Source organism: Kitasatospora sp. YST-16, from assembly GCF_026802215.1.
GTDB classification, from domain to species: Bacteria; Actinomycetota; Actinomycetes; order Streptomycetales; family Streptomycetaceae; genus Kitasatospora; species Kitasatospora cineracea.
Genome location: NZ_CP113837.1, coordinates 5,771,966 through 5,791,568, shown reverse-complemented (window position 1 = coordinate 5,791,568; position 19,603 = coordinate 5,771,966). Strand labels below are relative to the sequence as shown.

Here is a 19,603-nt window from a genome sequence, read left to right as displayed (position 1 = left end):
GGGTCCGAAGATCAGGGTGTTCCCGGAGCCAGGTCGGCGATGAGCCGGTCGAGCGCCGATTCCTCGTGCAGGGCCACGTTCAGTGCCGTCATGGCGGCGGCGAGGTCCGCGTCCCAGCTCGCCTCCACCGGGACGCCGACGAGCGGGAGGCCGGGGCTGCCCTGGTCCCGGGCGTGGGCGGCGAGTTGTTCGTAGTCCTCGGCTGCCATCCGCCAGGGCAGGGCCGCGTAGCGTCGGATGACGCGGTTGGCGAGCGTGATGCCGGGCCAGTCGAAGTCGCCGTGGTAGCGCAGTTGCAGGCCGGCGGCCGCGAGGGTGTCGAGGAGTTCGAGAACGACGGTGGAGGCGCTGCCCGAGGTGCAGACCAGAGTGCCCCCGCAGCGGGCCTCGGCCGCAGCCTCGACCACTCGGGGGTTCTCACAGATGTGTACCAGGGTGTCGGAGGACGGTACGACGTCCAGCTCTCGCAGTTCACGCAGGGTCAGGTGGGTTTCGGCACGGTGGTCGGCCCGTTCCCGCAGGGCCCGTTCGCGCCAGCCGCGGCCCACGGGGCGCAGACCGTAGGTGAGCACGGTGCTCGACACCTCGTCGGGGACGACGGCTGCGGCCCGCCACAAAGCCCGCCGACCAGGCGCGTGCTCGGGCGGTTCGCTGCCGGTGGCCCGTGCGAGGCCGCGTAGGACCAGGCGGGACAGGACCGTGTCGTCGTCCAGGCCGTGTGCCGTGCCGGTCACCCGGGTCGCGAGTTCCCCGCGGCCGTACGGCGCCGCCTCCTCTCCTCGATCGGACCGGAGGAGACTGAGGACTCGGATCGCCCGGTGAAGCAGGTCCACCGCATCCTGGGGCGCGAGCCTGCCGAGTGCGCCGGTGCGGCGCAGGTCGTCGAGCCAGCCGCCTACCCAGTCCTGGCCGGTCAACGGGGATGCGGCGACCGCCGCTTCGGCCGCCGTCCACAGCGCGGTCCGCTCCTGCCGTCCGGTGTCCCGTGCCGCCCGCAGGTCGGTCAGCGGCAGTCCCAGCTGTTCGACAGTTGCGGCCAGTCCGCAGTCCGCTGCGGTGTCGCGCAGCCTGCTGTCCAGGTCCGCCAGCGGGATCGTGGTGGCGGCGGTGGTGACCCGGCGGCCGAGCAGCAGGGACAGGGCCTCGCGCTCGGCTGCGGTGCAGCCGGTCAGCCGGATGCTGCCGCTGGGCTGGATTCCGTTGCGCTCCAGGCGGTGGTGGACAGCTGTCCACAACCGGGCGAGGTCCGGCCGGGCGAGGAATGCGCGGGTCTGCGGCGGGAGCGTCACACGGTCACCAGACGGCGGTTGCGTCCGTTCCAGGTGTAGTGGAGCGTGGCGACACCGCGCACGTGCGGGTCGCGCAGGCACTCGTAGATGTGGAGTGCCGGCACGTCGGGCCAGGTGCCCATCAGGCGTTCGCTGGTCAGTACGAAGTCGAGGTCGAGGTCGACGAGGATGCGGCCCAACCTTCCGTGGGTGGGCTCGTCGACCTTGGCGAAGGCGTCGTCGAGGAGGATCAACCGGGGCACTTGCGGGGCGGCCTCGGCGAGCGTGGTGAAGTGGGCGGCCGCGGCCGCGAAGAGTGCGAGGTAGGAGAGGACCCGCTGCTCGCCCTGGCTGAGCCCGGTCCGCCCGGTGAACTTTCGTCGGCGGGCGGTGGAGGTGTCGTCCAGCACCCACGGCTGGAAGGTGAACCACGTCCGGTAGTCGAGCGCGGTCCGCAGGTGCGCGGCGTAGCCCACGGCCGGGTCGGCGCGACGGGCGTCCTCGATGCGGCGCTGCAGGATCTCCCTCAGTTGCTCCGTCTGCTCGCGGGTGCGCAACCCCGAGGGGCTGCGCAGCAGTTCGACGGCTGCCCGGACGTCCGCGTCGACGGTGTCGGCCAGTCGCCAGTCGAGTTCCACGCCGAGGCCGTGCGAGGTGCGGACGGATCGCAGGGTGGTGTTGAGCGCGTCGACCAGCGCTCCCGCGGCGAGCAGTTGGGTGGACAGGTGGTCGCCCAGCTCCCCGGTGAGGAAGCGTTGGAAGACTTCCCGCTCGCGGTCGGTGAGCCGGGCCCGGGCGTCATCGGCCTGCCGGGCGATGCGTTCGCCGACCAGCGCCACGTCGTGCGGGCCGGTGTCGTCGACGAGGTGGCAGACCTTGATGCCGTCGGGCTCCTCCAGGGTCGCGTCGTAGCCGCCGGCGAGTTGGTCGCGCAATTCGTTGAACCGGTTGAGCAGCGCGGTGTCGGAGATGTCGCGGCGCTCGGGGTCCAGGCCGCGCTGCACCGCCTCGACGAGGGTCTGCAGGGCCCGCAGCCTGGTCCTGGCGTCCTCCTGGGTCGGGTCCGGACTCGACAGCTCGCCCGCGAACTCGTTCAGTGCCGCGCCGCGCACGATGTCGGGTGTGGCCAGGGTGGTCCGCAGGGCGCGTCCGCACCGGATCACCTCGGCCTCCTGCGCCCGGAGCTCCTCGCGCCTGGTCCGCTCGTCCAGTTCGCCGCGCACCACGTCGTCATGCAGGCGCCCGGCCGTGCGCCGCGCCTCGGGCAGTTCTTCGCCGATCTCGTCGAGGCGCCGGACAATGGTCTCTTCCTCGGCGAGGATGTCCTGCTCGGTCGCTCCGACCGCGCTCTCCAGTGTGCGGATCTCCCGGCGGGCCTTCGCCAATTCGTCCGCCCGCCGCGTATGGTCCAGCTCTGCTTCCTCTCGGGCGGTGCGGGCCCGTTCGTAGCTGCGGCGTTCGTCGCGGTGGGCGGCGAGGCCCTCGGCGGTGGCGTCCACGCGAACGCGCAGTCGTCGGGTGCCGCCGGCCAGTGCCTCCAGCGCGGACCGTACGGTGAGCAGCGCGTCCCGGTCGGCCGGCAGGTCGTGCGCGGTGGCGGTGGCTTCGGCGCGGCGGCGGGCGTCGACGTAGGCGGAGCGGGCGTCCTGGGCGGTGCGGGCCGCCGTCGCGGCTTGTCGCCGTAGGCCGGCCGCGACCCGCTCGGTCTCCTCCAGGCGTGCCCAGGCACCGGTGAGCCGCTGCTCGCGCGGCGGACGCCGCAGCAGTTCGAAGTCCTCTTGGAGCTCGGCGAGTTCCTTCACCTCGGACCGCGCGGCCCGTGCCTGTTCTTCGAGCCCCACGAGGCGTTCGGCGAGTTCCGCAATGCGACGCAGGCGGGTCTGCGCCCGAACCTCCGCGCCGACGTACTCCGCCACCGGCTTGGTGTGGGCACCGCCGGTGACGCCGAGCCGCCAGCGGCCGTCCGCGCTCACCGCTCCGCCCGCTGCCGTGCCGAGTGGGGCACCGGCCGGCACCAGGGCGACGGCCGCCAGGATACGGGCGACCTGTGCTGCGGCCACGCTGCTGTCACCGGTAGGTACGGGGTGCAGCACCTCGGCGAGTGACGGGCCGACGGCAGGCATGGTGGCGGTGAGCACGGTGTCCTGGACGAGCGGGTCGGGCAGCACACCGTCCGCGCCGATCCAGGCGTCCAGGATCCCCGATGCCTCCAATGCCGCCTCGATACCGGCTCGTTCCGCCTCGCTCAGCTGCGGGGCGAAGTCTACGAGCCGGTACAGCGGGGCGCCGGTGCTCGGGGTTCGGGGGGCGTCACGGTGCGGTGGCTCGGGCGGGACCGGGTCGCTGCGCTCCTCCCATTCGGCTTTCTCTGCGCGGACGGCGTCGAGCACCCGGGTGAGGTCGCGTGAGCGGAGAGCGGCCCCCTCCCGCCGGTCCTCCAGGTCGCGCCGGTACGGCTCGAGCGCCCGGAACGCAGCGGACGCCACCTCTTCGGCGACCGAGACGGGCAGCGTACGGTCTTCGAAGGACGCTTCCGCAGCCAGGTCGCGTCCTACCGCAGTGCGCACGCCGTCAGCGGGTGCCCCCGATCGCTCCTCCAGCCGGTCCGCCCATGCCTCGATCTCGGACGCGTACGCCGCACTCGCCGTGACGACCGCCGCTTCGCGCTCCGTAACCCGGGCCGCCTGGGCCTGAACCTGCTCCTCCAGGCGTTCGTGCTCGGTGTCGGCCTCCCGCGCCCTCGTTTCGGCCTCGCGCAGCCCGTCGAGGAGGCCCGCGAGTTCCGAGACAGTACGGAGCCGGGTCTTCACCACCGGTTCGGCGGCGGTGAGTCGGGTGCTCCAGGCACGCAAGGAGGCCGTTGTCCCGGTGGTGTCGAATGCCTCCACCCGCTCGGTGTGGACGAGAGCGGTGTCGCCGTCCGGATCGGTGATCTCCTGCTCGGCCACCGCGGCAAGCACTGAGGCGCTGCCACCGACCGGGTCGCCGAAGTGCACAGACGCCAGTCCGGACCGTTCGGCCTGCCCGCACAGTTCGCGGTGGGCCTCGCCGAGCTCGCGCAGTTGTCCCGCGGTCCGCGCGGCTCCTGCGGTGAGCGCGGCCCCGGCGGCCGTCTGCGCGTCGTGGGCGCGTCCGAGCGCCTTGTGAGTGGCCTGGGCCGTCGTTTGGATCGCCGCGACGGTGCGGCGTCGCTCGCCCAACTCGTGCAGGCTCCGGTAACCGGAACTCGCCCGCAGGGTGGCCAGGTTCGCCTCGGCCGACGTGTGTTCTTGCTCCAGCCCGTCGTACCGCTCAGCGGCTTCGGCCTCCTCGGCGCGCAGCGCGGCGACCTTCCTGGTGGCCTCTCCGGCGGCGAGCCTGCGCTCGGCGAGCGTGTGAAGCTCGGCGAGGACCTCGTTCGACCTCCGACGCAGGGCACCTTGAAGGTATCCGCGGTAGCTGCCCAGGAACCGGCGCAGTGCCTCGTCGGTCCGCTCCAGACGGCCGAGGTCGGTCCGGACACTGTCGAGGTCGTCGAGGTTGCGGGCGACGCTGTCGATCACGTTCTCGTCGAGCGCCGGCAGGGTCTCGCCGAGGACGGTCACCAGACCGCCGGACTCGATCCGGTCTCCGGTGGTCGGGCGGCGCAGTCGGTGCAGCAGCTGGGTGAGGTTGCGGTAGCGGGCGGCATCGGCCAGTCCGAACAGTTCGCGGGCCACCCTGGCACGGTGGTCGGCGGGCCGGTCCAGCACGTTGTCGGCGCCGACGGCGGCCCGCAGCCGCTCCAACGGCAACGGCTGCCCGGACTCGACGAGGTCGAGGTCCTCCCCCACCCGCAGGGGGGTCGTGAAGAAGAACGGCTTGGCCGCGTTGGTGGACTTCGACGCACTGACCGCAGCGCCGACCGTCAGATGGTGCTCGGTACCGTCCTCGTCCACCCGCCGGAACTCGACCCACAGGTACCCGAGACGGTTGGTCTGCTGGAAGCCGTCGAGCATCAGCCAGGTCAGCGTGGTGCGGCCGGTACCGGTCGCGTCGAGGGCGCGGACGTCCGCGTCGAGCAGGTAGGGCAGCAGCATCTCCAGGGCCTTGGACTTGCCCGCGCCGTTCTTCCCGCGCAGCAGCAGGCGGCCGCCGCCGAACAGGAACTCCTGCCGGTCGTACTGCCAGACGTTGAGGATCCCGGCCCGGTTGAGCCGGAAGCGGTGCGGGGCCGTGTGCTGCAGGGGCTGCTGGTTCCGGCTCACGTGGGGGTCTCTCCGTTGCGGTCGGTCTGCGGGGGCCGTCGATCGGCGCGCTTGATCGAGACGGTGGTGGCGTACCGGGCAGCGGCGGCGAGCAGCACCCACTCGCCGGTGGTGCCGGGCCGAGCCGTCGACACATCGGTGACCGCCCGACCGTCACCGGCTGAGACCTGGTACTCCGGCGGCACTCCGTGGCCGTCGGAACGCAGTCGGCCCGCCCGGGCCACCAGCCGCATGCGGCTGAGGAATTCGAGGGCGTCGGCGCGCAGGGCGGACGGGTCCTCCAGGTATCCGCGGTGCCAGTTCGCGCGCTGCCCGTACTGGCCGAGCAACTCGTCGACCAGTTCGCCGACCAGACCCGGCGGGATCGGCACGCCCACGATCAGGCGGCCACCGGTCGCCGGATGGCCCGCTCCCTCGGGGCGCAACCGTGCCACCAAGCGGTCGACCAGGAGCAGCGCGGCCTGTGCGACCGTCCCGGTACCGGGGAGTTGGAGGTCCGTCAGCTCGTCCTCCGGGTCGATCATGGCGATGCCCTCGGCGCGGATCTCGGCTTCCAGTCCGAGCAGTTCGGCGAAGGCCTGGGCCTCTCGTCGCTGACGGGTGCGCAGCCATTCGCGTTCGGCGTCGGTGAGCTCGTCGAGGTAGACAGCGGAGGTCTCCACCAATTGCCGGCGCACGTAGGTCCGCGGCCCGCCGAATCCGGGGTCGGCGGCGCGCAGGACGAGGTCAGCGCCGTCGCTGCTGTGGCTCAGGGGACCTGCCACGATCGAGCGGGCGATGTCCCGGTCGACGGTCAACAGGGCCTCGCCGTCCTGCTCCGCAGCAACCGAGCCGACACTCCCTTCGGTCTCGGTCAACGCTCCCCAGAGGACGAGTTGGCGAAGGGCCGCCGCGAGGGCGCGCTTCTCCACCGCCCGGCCGGAATCATCGAGCACCAGGCCCGCGTCGGCTGCTGCCGCCCGCAGGTCGGTCACCAGCCGGGACAGCAGCAGTTGTTCGGGTGCGGTCACCAGCACGGACAGGGCGAGCGCCAGGTAGGCGTAGGTGCGCGGCGTGAACGGAGTACCGGTCGAACGCTCGATTCGGTGCCCAGCTCCCGGTCCGAGACCCGCCTTGAACAGACGCGCGTACGATGCCTCCACCAGCAGGCGGTAACCCAGAACCTGTTGGAACCGCTGGACCAGCCAGTCCGCGTGTCGGCGCACCAGCGGGAAGGTGTCGGCGTGCGGCCCGTCGGCAGTGACCAGCGGGTGGCGCAGCAGCAGGCGGGCTGCGATGCGCCGCTCGGCGGTGAGGGCGACGTCGTGCGACGAGGGCAGCGCCATCAGGCACTCACCTCCTGGACCGCGCTGCCCGGGCCGGTCCCTTCTGCGGCGGTGATCCCGATCTCGACGTCGTCGACCGCCAGGTCCCCGTCGACCGAGCGCAGCACGGTCGTGCGTCCCGGTACCCGGCGCAACGTCAGGCGCAGGTCCAGTTCGGCTTCGACGGCATGAGCGTCCTGCAGGCCGAAGCCGTGCGGCGCGGGCTCCTCGGCCCACTGCAGCATCGAATTCCCGAGCGCCGCGGTCAACAGTTCCAGCAGCAGGGCCATGGCGGGAGCGCTCAGCCGCACCTGGCTGAACCGGTCGGCAACGCTGCGGAGTTCGTCGGCCGCCTCCCGCCGGGCGGTGGCCTGCTCACGGGCCGCCGAGAGCAGCCGGGCCTTCTGCTCCGAGTGGTCCTCCACTGCTGCCGCCCGGCCGCGCGGTGCCCGGCTGCCGCGTTCGCGCAGCGCCACCGGCACCTCGACCGTCGGGCCGCTCCACCAGCTGACGTAGGCGGGCACGGTGCCGTCCGGATCCGGAGCGAGGCCGAGGTGCCGTGCGCTGTAGAGCCCGAAGGCCGCGACTGCGAGGTCGTGCGCCTCCTCGGGGTCGGCGGCGTCGAACCAGGCCGCCAGCCGCAGCAGGTCTCGGCGGCGCGACATCTCCCCTGCCGCCGAACGTAGCATCCGCTTGGCGTTGGCCAGCAACGACTGCAGCGCGCGCAACGTCGCGTCCCGTAGCTGGTCGACCTGGCTGCCGCGCCCGTTCGTGTCCACGAACCAGTCGCGCAGCGCTTCCCAGTCGGCGAGTTCGCGCCCCCGGCTGCGCTGCACGCGAATCTCGGGCAGTCCCTCCCCCAGGGAGCCCAGCCCCGTGGCGTGCGCGCCGATCAGTTTGAGCAACCCCTCCAGGTCCGGCCAGAGCCGGCCCAGGGTGGCCGCGATCCTCGGTGACCGGAAGGAAACCTCCTCCGTGATCGCCTCCACGTAGTCCAGCAGCAGTTCCTTGAAACCCTGGTACTCGGCGCCGTCCAGGTCGTACCGGGCCAGCACCTGGCCGAGGTAGGCGTAGAAGTCCCTTACTGAATCGGCGAATTCGGCGAACTGCACGAACAGCGTGCTGACCTTCTCGAGCGCCTCCTGCGCATCGGCGCCACCCGGCCGACTGACCGCAGTGGCGATCTCCTGCAACCCCCGGTCGACCAGGGCCAGTAGCTCACTGCTCACCTCGCGCGCGGCATCGGCGTTCGCCAGCACCTCCTCGGCGTCGCGTTGCACCTGCTCACCGAGCTTCGAGAGCTGGTACCGGGCGCGCGAGCGCTGGTACTCGGCAATGCTGGTGGCCTTCACCGTGTGACTGCTGCGCAGTAGGTTTCCCCACTTCACCAGTTGCTCCAGCCGCGCCGTCACCACCTCGGCACTGGGTTGCCCGTTCCACGCCGCATCCCGGGCGAGTCTGGCCACCACGTCCGGCACGGCGAGGTCCGCGAGGAGCGTCGAGCAGAAAACCCGCATAACGGCCACGTACTCGAAGCGCTCGGGGGCGCTCAGGTAGGAGTATGCGGCGAGGCGCTGCCAGGCACCGTCACCGGCCGACGGCAACGAAGCAGCTGGGTACGGGGGTTCGTCCGAGTGGTGCGGGACTGGGTGGTCCATGGGGTCGAGGTTACGAGACGCCGTGAAAACCTCGGCCCCGAACCCGGAAAGTCGATCACCGTTCCGCCCTCCACCGTTCCGGTCGGCGGACGGGCCCACGGTCTGTTGTGACCACAGCCCGCGGGCTCCGTCCCGCTCGAAAGCCGGTACCCCGTGGCCGCGGCCCTCCGCGGCCACGGGGTACCGCTTTCGTGCTACCGGTCGGCTTCCGGAGTCCGCACTGCCCCGCCCTGGTCAGGCACGATCCGGATCGCGAGCACGCTGCCGTCGTCACCGAACGAGACCTCCGACCAGTGCTCGTCCCCGCCGCGCGGCAGCTGTCCGCGCAGCCGGTACGCCTCCCGCCGGTACTCCTCGACCTCCTGATCCTTCAGGAGGTCGTACAGGCGATCCGCCATCCCGGAGAACGCCTCCACCCGGAGCCCGCCGAGCCGGAACACCTGGTCGGTACCGACGTAGCGGACGGCACCGAACCGGTTCTCCGCGTCGTGGACACTGTCCGCCCCCGCGAAGGTGTCGATGTCGTAGTGACTGCGGCCCTGGTCCTCGGTCAGGTACCAGGCGATGTGCTTACCGCCGCCCGCCAGCGCGAGCCGGCTCGCCGCCCCGACGTGCGCCACCACCCGCCCGAACCAGGCCGCGTACTCGGCCGGGATCGCGAACCCGTCCTGTACCCGGCCCAACCGCCCTTCCACGGGCGGCACCTGGACGGCGTTGACGTAGGGCGGATTGTGCTTCCGGGGCCGCTCGTCGGCGCTCCCCCTGCCCGTGGCGGGCCTGATCGGCAACAGGCCCTCGCCCCTGGCCCGCAGCGCGTGGACGGTGATGCCGTCGGTGGCGAGCAGTTCGGTCGACAGCAGCAGACACGGGACGTCGTTCCAGGCGGCGAGTTGGAAGTTCTCCGCTCGCTCCGCCCCCCGGGCCAGCTGGTTGTAGCTGGTGCGGTCGGTCGCGCCCGTCCGCTTGGTGGCCACCTGATGGTTGCCGTTCACGGTGACGGCAAACAGCCGGGACGGCGCCCCGGGCCGCCACGCCTCGATGAAGTAGTCCGGCCGGGGCCTGGCCCCCAGGTTGGGCAGGCCCTTGCCGCTGCGGGCGAACCCCGCCAGCAGCACCGGCTCAGCGTCGACCGTGGACACGATCCGGTCGGGGAAGCGCTCCCGGACCGCCCGCTCCGCCACCACCAGCCCGAAGGCCCGCCCCAGCTCCCGCGCCTGCATGCCCCGGTACGACCGCTCCGGCAGCAGGCCGCCCTTCGACAGCCGCATCGCCCCGAGGCTGTCCGTACCGAGCGCGGCACAGTACTTGAGGATCTGCCAGTGCTCGGCGATCCCCCGCCCCCGCCCCTGTCGCGCCAGCGCGGTAGCCCGGGCCAGTACCCCGAGCAGTTCCCAGGCCGTGACCACCAGATCACCACCATCGCGCAGCGGCACCAGGCTTGGCTTGCGGCGTGCGGGTTCGTCGTTCGCCGTCCCCTTCTTCTTCGCCCTCCTGGCCCGCGCGCGGTCGATCGCCGCAGCGGCCGTACCAACCTTGGCCGCCAGCACGGTACTCGACGCCACCCGGACGGAGCGGGGACGGTTCAGCTCGGCCAACACCTCTTCGGTCTGCATTCCCGCACCGTAGGAAGCGCCGGACGGGCGCACGCAAGTACGCATCAGCGCGATACCCGGCGAAAACCGTTCCGGGCCGAGCTACCACCAGTATTGATCAGGGATTCCTTGGGGCATCTCGGTGGAACGCTGAGGATCTTTTGGCCGAGACGCGCACCTGTTTTCCCTCCGCGGGAAACCTGAGCAGGCAAGCATCTAGAGCGGAGCGACCCGGCTGGCCTCGCCTGTTACAGCGATCGAACTTCGCGTCCTGGCCGCGCTCGACTCCTTCCCAGGCAATCAGGGCCATTCCCGATCAGGTTGCAGATGCAGGAGCCCATCCGGGTCTCCTCTCCACGTAGCCAGGGCCGTCCCGTCACCTCGGCCGGAAAAGGCTTTAACCCCGGGTGGCCCAGGTCGTTGGCTGGCTCGGGACTCTGCGAGCGAGTGCTCCGAGAGACGGCCGACTGCCAGTGGCAGAACGGTTCTGCCATGGAGACGGCAGGTGGCCGACGCCAGATTCAGCGGGCTCCCTGCTTGGGCCGGGAGGTCGCGAACCGGACAGGGGCGGTCCAGTCGCGGTCGCCCTTGCGGGCAAGGCAAGCCCGGGCCTTCGCCCTGAGCCCGGATGCACCGGCCAATTGCCGCTCCAGGGGTCGGACATGAAAACGGAGATGCCATCTGACCTGGGAAGATGTGACTTGTCTAGGGTTACATCCACTTGATCAGAGAGGCATCTCCGGGGTGCAATCTCTCGTGCCGTCGCGAGCGGTGTTACTCGCGTTCGACGAACGGAACCTGCTCGCGGACGCAGGGTCGGTCCCGCTGGTTCGCCTGGCCGAGCGGCTCGGCCTGCCGGGCTTGGTAGCCGGCCGGATCCGGATCGGGCAGGCGGCGAACAGCGCCGGAGCGAACGCGACAGCGAAGGCGATGACACTGGTCGCGGCGATGTGCGCCAGGGCCGACTCGATCGGCGACGCCGACCGGCTGCGGCACGGGGCGACGGCCAGGCTCTTCGGCGGGGTACGCGCACCGTCGCCACTCGGCACGTTCCTGCGCGCCTTCACCCACGGACACAACCGCCAACTCCACTGCGTGCACCGCGATTTCCTCGACCGCTTGGCCTCATCGACGCCGCTGCTGCCCGGCATCGGCGAGGTGGCGTTCGTCGATGTCGATCCCACACACCGGCGGATGTTCGGCCGGGCCAAGCAGGGCGCCGAGGTCTGCCGCTTCAAGGGGGTACGCACCCTGCACCCACTCCTGGCAACGCTGTCGACCCCGCTCGCGCGGCCAGTGGTCGCGGCGGTGCGGCTGCGGCGCGGGAAGGCCACGGACGCCCGCGGCGCCGGCCGTTCACCGCCGAGACCGCCGAGACCGAGTACACCTCGTTCACCGGACGCCGGAAGACCGAGCACGTCACCGCCCGGTCGATCGTGCGCCACGTCCGACGACTGAGCGCCGAAACCGCCGCCGGGCAGGGCGAGTTGTTCACCGCCTGGCGTTACCGCACGCTCTTCACCGACAGCCCCTTCGAGACGCTCCAGACCGAACTCCAGCACCGGCAGCACGCCACGATCGAGCAGGTGATCGCTGATGGCAAAGGCTCCGCGCCGGCCCACCCGCCCTCCGGAGACTTCCAAGCCAACGCCGCGCGGCTGACTCTGCGGGCGATCGCGCACAACCTGCTGCGAGCCGCCGACGCACTCACCGGAGCCTTCCACGCGAAGGCGACCACGGCCACGATCCGCACGCATCTGGTCCACATCCCGGCCCGACTCGCCCGCACCGCACGCAGGCTGACACTCCACCCACCGACCCGACGGCCCTGGCAGCACGCCTTCACCCGCCTGTTCCACGCCGTCCACCCGCCGCCGACACGCTGACCACCTCGGCCACCGCCCGCGAGGGCCCGACCAGGACGAACGTGGAAGAGCTGAGCAGACCAGCGGATACCCGACGCCCATCCGCCGACCAACCCGAACGAACCTCCGAAACGATCACACTCACATCAGGCCGGTGTATTCGGGTTGAGCCTACGGATCAAAAGCGGGCATCCGCACTCTCCCAAGACGACCGCTGCGGAGACAGGGCCGACACTGGGGGCGGCCCCTCGTTCACGATCGAAGGGCATCGGTCCCCCACCGGCCCCCAGCAAGATCGCTTAGGGGCGTCCGCAGGCGACCAGCTCCACCAACGGGATAACACGAGAAAGGCCGTTGATCGGGGATTTCTCCCGATCAACGGCCTTCCGACATCTCTGTCGGGACGACAGGATTTGAACCTGCGACCCCTTGACCCCCAGTTTAGTAGGGATATCCTATTACCTCTCAAAATGCGCCCACGCACACGTCGTGCGCGTGCAGACGAGCATGTTTCGCGCACCTCGCGCGGCAGCGCGCACGACGTGTGGTCCCCAGCTGGTCCCCAGGTCAGGGGCTTGACGGAGGGTCCGGGTGGCGTTCATGTCTCCAGGGTAGCGCCACTCCGGCCGCTGATCCAGCGATTCCTGCAGATCACCCAGAGGGCCACCAGGCAGAAGCCAGGTAGCGCCGAGAGAAATCCATCTGACCCAGACCGAACGCCAGTCAAAGAATGGCCACAACAAAATCCCACTCTCACCAATTCCTTGCGGTCTCGCAGAAATTCTCGGCGCTCGCCACCGCTCACTCCGAAGACCAGCCCGAGAATCGGCGCCACGCACCGCACGTGCTCCGGGTTGTACGAGCCCGACAACCCACGGCCAGCCAGCAGACGCCTTGTCCCGGCCCGCGGCCACCCTCCTCGGCGGCGACCCGGTGCGCGGATGGTGCGCGATCAGCTGCTCTACCCACCATCCGCACAGCGTGATCACCCTTACGGCGTGTCGCCGGCGCGTGTCCCGGCCGGTCGATCTCGCTGTGCTCCACGCCCCGCCCCGCACGCTCTGCCGACCCGCCCACCACTCCCGCAACTCTGGACACGCCATCACCACTTGGTTCGAGGAGGAGCCCATGGCGCAGTGTCCCAAGCGTGGTCGGGTGTACCGCAGGTGCGGGTGCAAAGACAGCAACACCGGGAAGCAGTTGGGTTCGTGGTGTCCGCGGCTGGCCGCCGATACCGCGCATGGCCGGTGGACGTACGCGGTGGACCTGGCGCCGGAGGACGGCAAGCGTCGGACTCGGCGGCGGGGCGGGTTCGCCAGCCGGGCGGAGGCGGCCCGGGAGATGGCGCGGGTGCTGGATGCCGAGTACCGGGGCGTGTACGAGGACCGGACGCTGCGCGTCGGGCTGTTCCTGTACGAGTGGCTGGAGGCGAAGCGGCCGGCGCTGGCCCCGAACACCTGGGCCGGCTACCGGGCGTGCATCGAACGCGACCTGGTCCCGGCGTTCGGCGGCATGCTGCTCCTCGACCTCCGCCCCAAGCACATCGACACCTGGGTGAGCAGGCAGCTCGCCGCCGGCCGCGGGCGCACCACCGTCCACCACGCGGTGGCCATGCTGCGAGGCGCCCTGAACCACGCGGTACGGACCTGGCGGCTGCGCTACAACCCGGCCAAGCACTCCGTCCCGCCCAAGCCCCGCGCCGCCGAACGTACCTGCTGGACCCCCGACCAGGCGGCGGCGTTCCTGCGCCACAACGCGGAGCACTACGCGGACCGGCTCACCGACCTGTTCGAGGTCATGCTCGGCACCGGCATGCGCCGCGGCGAAATCCTCGCCCTGCACTGGTCCGACGTCCACCTCATGGACCGCAAGCTCTACGTCCGCTGGACGCTGACCGCCATCAACAACGGGAAGATCCACCTCGGCGAACCCAAGACCGAAGCCAGCCGCGCCTGGATCAGCCTCTCCCCCAGAGTCATGGCTGCCCTGCACCGCCGGGCCGCCATCCAGATGGCCGCCGGTCCCCACGGCCGGCTCGAAGGGCTGGTCTTCGCCCGCCCGGACGGGGAGCCCCTTCGGCCTCAGTGGGTCCTCGATCAGCTCCGCAAACGCACTGCCGAACTCGACCTGCCGAAGATCGGTCTGCACGACCTGCGCCACACCGCGGCCAGCATCATGATCGCCGCCGGCATCCCCCTCGCCGTCGTCTCCAAGACACTGCGCCACTCCAACCTCGCCATCACCGTCGACCTCTACGGACACCTCCTCAAAGACTCCGCCGACCATGCCGTCACCGCACTCAGCAGCGCACTCGACCAAGCGGACAAGCGCTGCGAGGGCGTCACCGATAGGCGACAGGTCACACCTCTGGCCGCCTGACCCTGCGCTGCTGGAAGTGCGGGAAATCTGTGCGGTGTTGTCCGGGGCCGCCGGTATCCTCCCGGTGCGGGCCAGCACGTGGGACGCCGCCTCGCAGCACCGGGTACGGAGGGGTCCTCGTGATAGATCTCAGCAGTTACGAACTGGTCTGGCCTGCCGACCTGTTCGTTGCCGAGGCCGGCCGCATCGCGGCACTCGGGCGGCGGGACTGGGTGTCGCGGGCCGAGTGGCTGCTCACGGAGGCGTTCCAGGGATCGAGTGCCTGCTCGGACTTCGAGAGCCTGCCCTCCACGGCACCGAAGTCCGACGACCCCTGGGGTGCAGGCGCGGATCCATGGAGCCAGGCTCCGGTGCTCACCCAGCAGATGTGGTTGCGTGAACTGATCGGCCGAGCGCAGGAGATCCGCCAGTTCACGGAGCCCCGTCCCTACTGGCCGCACCGCAACGGGCAGGTCGCCCCGACGGCGCCGTCCGATCCGGTTTCTGTGCGGTTTGGCTTCGCGCGGCTGGTCATGGAGTTGCTCGGCAACGGCTACCTCGCCGAGCACTTCGGCGAGGAGTGCGTCGATTCCGACGAGCAACTGCCGGACCCGGCCGAGGTCCTGGAGCAGCGGCTGGGGGTCGGCCAGTTGTGGCCTCTTGAGCCGAAGGACTGGGACGAGGACACCTTCTTCGGTCTCGTCGAGGTTTTCCACGATCTGGTGTCCCGGCCGCGGGATCGCACCTTCCACTCCTGGGACGGATGCGGATGGCACCACCGCGAGTTCCATGTCGGCCCGGCCAGGGTCCTCTACCGATGGCGGGTGAACCGCCTGCTCGCGGGTGCCGGCGTTCAGTACCGACTCGCCGACGAGGGCGAGGACCAGGGCCGGCTCGTCGCGGTCACCGATGACGCCCGCGCCGACCTCGTCCACCGTACCCTCGCCGTCGCCGACCCCGACATCAAGCAGCGCACTACACACGCCATCGCCCTCTACCGCGGCCGCGGCGCGTCCATCGAGGAGAAGCGCTCGGCGGTGATCGTGCTCGCGGGCATCCTGGAGGAGCGGCGCGACCTCATCCGCAGCGAACTCGGAAAGCCGGACGACGGGGCGCTGTTCGTGATCGCCAACAAGTTCGAGATCCGCCATCGGGACGCATCCCAGCAGGAGGACTACGACCCGGCGTTCCTCGACTGGATCTTCTGGTGGTACCTCGCCACCGTCGAACTCACGACGACTCTCCTGAGTCGCCAGCAGGCGGAGGGCTCTCGCGCCTGACAGCAACACGATCAGGCTGCGGTTGTCCGAGAGCCTGTCGAGGAGCTGGGCGTTGTCAGCTTTCGCGTTCGTCCTCCGCGCGGCCGGTGTGTCCGGGGCCGGGGTGGGCGACGCCGGGCACCGTCGGGTTGTCGTAGTCGAGTTCGATCTTTCCGAAGGTGCTGCTGGGGACGGGAGCGGAGTCGTTGTCGGCGATGATCAGCTGGATTCGGGAGCCGTAGGTTTCAGCGATTGCCTGGAGGCGGCGGTAGGTGCGGCGGCCGCGTTCTTGGTCCTGCTCGTTGGTTCCCGATGCCTTGCGTGGTGAGTCGATGATCAGCAGGGACGGGACGAGGACGTCGGGGTGGGTGATGCCGAATTCCAGAAGGGTGAGGCTGTACGCGACGTTGATGCATGTCACGATGCCGCCCCCGTCTGCCTGGAGGGTCTCGAACGAGCCATTGTTGATCAGTGGCAGGTAGGTCGTGGGGTCGATCGTTGCGGACTCGATCCACGGGGCGGGGCGGAGTTCGGCGACCATAGTGTCGAAGTTCCGGCTGAGGTCGGTGACCAGCCCCTTGCGTACGGCGAGTTCCGCGAGTCGGGCTTTTTGGTCGGCGGCGGCGCGGGTGCGGCGGGCTTTGATGTCGCGGACGGTCTGGTCGATCGCGCGGGCTCTGGCCCAGGAGTCACGCAGCTGCGTCACCGCGTCGATGCTCGCCCTGAGGGTGGCTCCGCGGGCGCTGGCATCGGCGATCGCCTCGAAGTGCGGAGACACCATCCCCCGGGTCTGCGCGTCAAGTTGCCGACGCAGGCTGTGCGTGAGGAATTCGGCCTGCTGAGCGCGTTCGCGGGCGGTGCTCAGCACCTCGGTGTCGGCGGCCAGGAGGGTTCGGGCCTCCTGGAGTTGCTGTTCCAAGGCGTTGCGGGTGTGCTGGACCGCGGCCGGGTCGACGTCGTCGTCGGCGGGGTCGGGCTGCAGGCACACCAGGCAGTGGTCTTCCGGCACCGGTCGTGCGTCGAGTCTCTGCATGCATCGGGGGCAGACGACGAAGTGGAAGGGCAGGAGCTTCTCGATGGCGGTGGCGGAGCGTTCCAGGCGGGAGAGGTCGAGTTCGATCTGAGCGACGACCGCTTCCCGGGCTTCGATGAGTTCCTCGGCTGCCAGGAGTTCCTGCGTGGCCTTGCTCGCGTCCTCGATCGCCGTGCGCAGTTCTTGGCGGAGGACCGCGTCGGCCGCACTGCTTTCCTGCAGTTCGTGGCGCAGCGATGCGAGGGCGGTGTCGGCGCGCTGCAGCATGTCGCGCAGGTCGGCTAGTTCGGCGCGGAGTTCCTCGTCGGTTCGGGGGTCGGTGGCGGCCAGGAAGCGCTGGACGCTTTCGTACTCGGCCGTCTTCGCCTTGAGTTGCTCCTTGAGTCTGCCCAGGAGTTTTCCGAGCTCCAGCACGGTGCTGTCGGTCAGTCCGAACATCAGCTTGAAGAGGTGGGTGCGCGCGGACTTGAACCAGGTGTCGAGGTGTCCGACGACCTCTTGGTCGATCCCTCGGGCGTCCCGGTAGACGTATGTGAAGAGGTCGGCGAAGGTGAGGTCGCGTTCGGTGGCTTTCCCCTCGCGGGTGGTGGCGATGCTCTCGCGGGGGAATCGCAGCGCTTCCAGGAGCAGGTCGGAGAGGGATTCTCCGCCGGCGGAGTCGCGGATGGGGAGGGTGCGGCGCAGCGTGAGGGTCTCGGGGTCGAGGACGTCGACGTGGTCGGTCCGGCTGTCGTTGATGGTCCGCTTGAGGGTCATGTGCTGCTCGCCGACGACCACCTCGGCCTGTACTGAGTGGACGTGGTTGCGGACGGCGGGGGTCAGCATGGCTTTGCCGCCGATGGCGTACTTGAGCAGCATGAGCAGGCTGGATTTGCCGGTGCCGCTGGCACCGCTGACGACGGTGGCCGGCTGGTCGAAGCGGTAGGTCTTCTCGGTGTCGGCCGTGGTGACGGTCAGGGAGATGAAGCGGAGGTGGGTTGCCATCAGATCTCCGTGCGCAAGGGCCTGTCGACCGCGTCGGGCAGGCGGTCGTAGATGAGGGTCTTCAACGCTGTTCCCGACTTGTTGAAGTGCCGCTTCAGGAGGGCGATGCGCTGGGCGACCACGGCCCATTCGTCGGTTACCGTCAGCGCGGTGGCGGCGATCGCGCCGTCGGCGGTGACGCGGAACTCCGCGCGGTTCGCGCCGCTGTAGGTGATCAGGCCGCGGGCTGCGAGGGATCCGAGGATGCTGTAGTAGCGCTGGTCCCAGGGGCCGTACTTGTACCGGGTCATGCGGCTTTCGACGGCGAGGCGTTCGGAAGCGGTGGGCTGTGCTCCCTGCGGCCAGTGGATGTCGTCCTCTGCGAGAAGGCGGTCGAGCATGGCGGGGTAGCGCAGCAGGAAGTCGAGCTTGGCGAGTTTGGTGAGCCCGTCCAAGCCTTTCTTCGCGGTGGTGAACTTGTCGATCAGCAGGAGGATGCGGGCCTCGTGGTAGCCGGCTTCGCGCATCTCCTGACGGCGGGCCCGGTCCCTGACCCTCGCGATGGCGGCCGTGTGGTCGTCGCTGCGGCTCGTCACGATGCCTCCTCCTCGGAGGTGTCGAACGGCTCGGAGAAGTAGAAGTCGCACTGGTCGCAGAGTTCGTAGGCCAGGCCGCGCAGGTGTTGTCCGTTGACCGGGAACGCCAGGGACGACGAGAGGTTCTCGGGCAGGAGGCGCTGGGTGAGGAGCTGGTTCATGCGCCGGCCGTAGGGCGCCCCGTCGAGCGCTTCGTTCTCCGCCTGGTCGCGACTGGCGAAGGCCGCGTCGACCACTTCGAGGCTCACGTTCGCCAGGTCGCTGGTGTCGCCCGCCAGGCCCGATCGGTGCTCTTCCCAGGTCGTGTACCAGGCGGAGCGCAGACGTTCGGCGTGGGCGGCCTGGTCGGAAGGGACTCCACCGCGCGCGAGCTTCTTGCGCAGGTTCGCCCCGCCCGGAGCCGCGATGGGGGTTTTCCCCCGGGCGAAGGTCGGCACCGCAGCGCGACTTGAGACGAATTCGTCGAGGATCGTGCGGCGGTAGAGCGTGCGCCGGGCGATGCGCTGCTGGATTTGGACGTTGTGGCGGACCCTGCTCGGGTCTGCGATGTAGGCCGCGTACTGGGCGCGGTCACTCTCGTCGCGGTTCGCCTTGTCGATGCGTTCGACCACAGCCAAATACGTGGCTTCTATGTCCACGTTCTCGCGCTGCAGGAGTTCGACCGCCGGCCGTAGAAGCCTCTGCAGGTTCACGTCCGTGATGTCTCCGCGGGAGGACAGCTCGGCGTCTATGTGGAGCACCGCGAAGAAGGATTTGACCAGGTCGGTGAAGCCGGCCGGGATGACGATGTCGGCGAGTTTGGATACGTCGGGGACCTTGGGGATGGTGGCGTAGGGCTGCTGCAAGCGGATCTTGAGGAAGTGCCGACTGACTGCCTCCGCCATGGCGTCCACCCCGACGGTGGTCTTCGGGTCGGGCCCGCACATGGCGGCGAGCGCCGCCGCACCGGTCTTTCCTGTGGCGAGGCCGGCGTTCGTGGCCAGGCGCAGTCTGACGTTGCCCGCGCCGTCGCAAGCCCGCCAGCGGTCGAAGAGATGCGCCAGGCCGCCGTCTTTGCAGATCTCCTGCAGGTTCCACGGCGTCCGGCTCTTCGCGCGGTGTTTGACCGAGACGAGTTCGACCGAGCCGTCCGTGTAGGCGACAACGTAGTCCTCGTGCCATTCGCAGACGACGTAGTCAATGTTGTCTGCGGTGAGCATGGTGATGCACGTCTGGGCAGTGACCTCGGTCTGGTACCGGTAGTTGCGCAGCGTGTCGGACCCGCTGTCCTCCTTCGGCACCATCCGGAAAATCGGATGGACGAACTCTTCCTTGTCGGCTTCATCAGGGCCGTCGGCAGTCTCGGCTACGACCAGATCAACCACTGCCGCCTCCTGTCCAACCACCACGCGATCGACTGCAGACGACCGGTGCGGAAGATCCCCACAACTACCACACAGATTGCGCAGCCCGTAACTGGTTGATCACATCCGTTATCGGAA

At 70.0% G+C, this 19,603-nt stretch carries 12 protein-coding genes; 4 read left to right on the top strand and 8 right to left on the bottom strand.

The features are described 5' to 3' along the window. Positions 1 to 11: 11 nt before the first annotated feature. The 5 genes from OU787_RS26275 to OU787_RS26255 all read right to left on the bottom strand — a co-directional run bounded on the left by OU787_RS26275 (position 12) and on the right by OU787_RS26255 (position 10,069). On the bottom strand, positions 12 to 1,289 hold the full coding sequence (locus OU787_RS26275; protein ID WP_268660787.1) for a TIGR02679 family protein: 1,278 nt from the start codon (positions 1,287 to 1,289) through the stop codon (positions 12 to 14). Next, on the bottom strand, positions 1,286 to 5,494 hold the full coding sequence (locus OU787_RS26270) for a TIGR02680 family protein (RefSeq protein ID WP_268660786.1): 4,209 nt from the start codon (positions 5,492 to 5,494) through the stop codon (positions 1,286 to 1,288). The genes OU787_RS26275 and OU787_RS26270 overlap by 4 nt, the downstream gene beginning before the upstream one ends. Continuing rightward, positions 5,491 to 6,819: a TIGR02678 family protein gene (locus OU787_RS26265; RefSeq protein WP_268660785.1), complete on the bottom strand. Its 1,329-nt coding sequence runs from the start codon at positions 6,817 to 6,819 to the stop codon at positions 5,491 to 5,493. The genes OU787_RS26270 and OU787_RS26265 overlap by 4 nt, the downstream gene beginning before the upstream one ends. Then, positions 6,819 to 8,456 (bottom strand): TIGR02677 family protein, encoded by a 1,638-nt coding sequence (locus OU787_RS26260; RefSeq protein WP_268660784.1) that lies wholly within the window; start codon positions 8,454 to 8,456, stop codon positions 6,819 to 6,821. Before OU787_RS26260 ends, OU787_RS26265 begins: the two co-directional genes overlap by 1 nt. 194 nt (positions 8,457 to 8,650) lie before the next feature. Next, positions 8,651 to 10,069: a hypothetical protein gene (locus tag OU787_RS26255; RefSeq protein ID WP_268660783.1), complete on the bottom strand. Its 1,419-nt coding sequence runs from the start codon at positions 10,067 to 10,069 to the stop codon at positions 8,651 to 8,653. A 750-nt stretch (positions 10,070 to 10,819) separates the two neighbouring features. Here OU787_RS26255 and OU787_RS26250 point away from each other — a divergent pair. From OU787_RS26250 to OU787_RS26235, 4 genes are all read left to right on the top strand, one after another. Further along, positions 10,820 to 11,506 (top strand): hypothetical protein, encoded by a 687-nt coding sequence (locus tag OU787_RS26250; protein WP_268660782.1) that lies wholly within the window; start codon positions 10,820 to 10,822, stop codon positions 11,504 to 11,506. After that, positions 11,485 to 11,934 carry a transposase gene (locus OU787_RS26245; protein ID WP_268660781.1) on the top strand — a complete coding sequence of 150 codons (450 nt, stop codon included), beginning with the start codon at positions 11,485 to 11,487 and terminating at the stop codon, positions 11,932 to 11,934. Before OU787_RS26250 ends, OU787_RS26245 begins: the two co-directional genes overlap by 22 nt. A gap of 1,107 nt (positions 11,935 to 13,041) precedes the next feature. Then, a complete protein-coding gene (locus OU787_RS26240) occupies positions 13,042 to 14,292 on the top strand; it encodes a site-specific integrase (RefSeq protein ID WP_442788560.1) in 1,251 nt (416 codons plus the stop codon). A 119-nt stretch (positions 14,293 to 14,411) separates the two neighbouring features. Further along, on the top strand, positions 14,412 to 15,551 hold the full coding sequence (locus OU787_RS26235) for a hypothetical protein (RefSeq protein WP_268660779.1): 1,140 nt from the start codon (positions 14,412 to 14,414) through the stop codon (positions 15,549 to 15,551). A gap of 55 nt (positions 15,552 to 15,606) precedes the next feature. Here OU787_RS26235 and OU787_RS26230 read toward each other — a convergent pair whose 3' ends face one another. Genes OU787_RS26230 through OU787_RS26220 form a run of 3 tightly spaced genes read right to left on the bottom strand, consistent with a single transcriptional unit; the run spans position 15,607 to position 19,486 of the window. After that, positions 15,607 to 17,547, bottom strand: coding sequence for an AAA family ATPase (locus tag OU787_RS26230; protein ID WP_268660778.1), 1,941 nt, complete (start codon positions 17,545 to 17,547; stop codon positions 15,607 to 15,609). Then, complete coding sequence (locus tag OU787_RS26225) at positions 17,547 to 18,122, bottom strand: hypothetical protein (protein ID WP_268660777.1); 576 nt, start codon at positions 18,120 to 18,122, stop codon at positions 17,547 to 17,549. Before OU787_RS26225 ends, OU787_RS26230 begins: the two co-directional genes overlap by 1 nt. Then, positions 18,119 to 19,486, bottom strand: a complete 1,368-nt coding sequence (locus tag OU787_RS26220) for a dsDNA nuclease domain-containing protein (protein ID WP_268660776.1) — start codon at positions 19,484 to 19,486, stop codon at positions 18,119 to 18,121. Before OU787_RS26220 ends, OU787_RS26225 begins: the two co-directional genes overlap by 4 nt. Between the last annotated feature and the right edge of the window lie 117 nt (positions 19,487 to 19,603).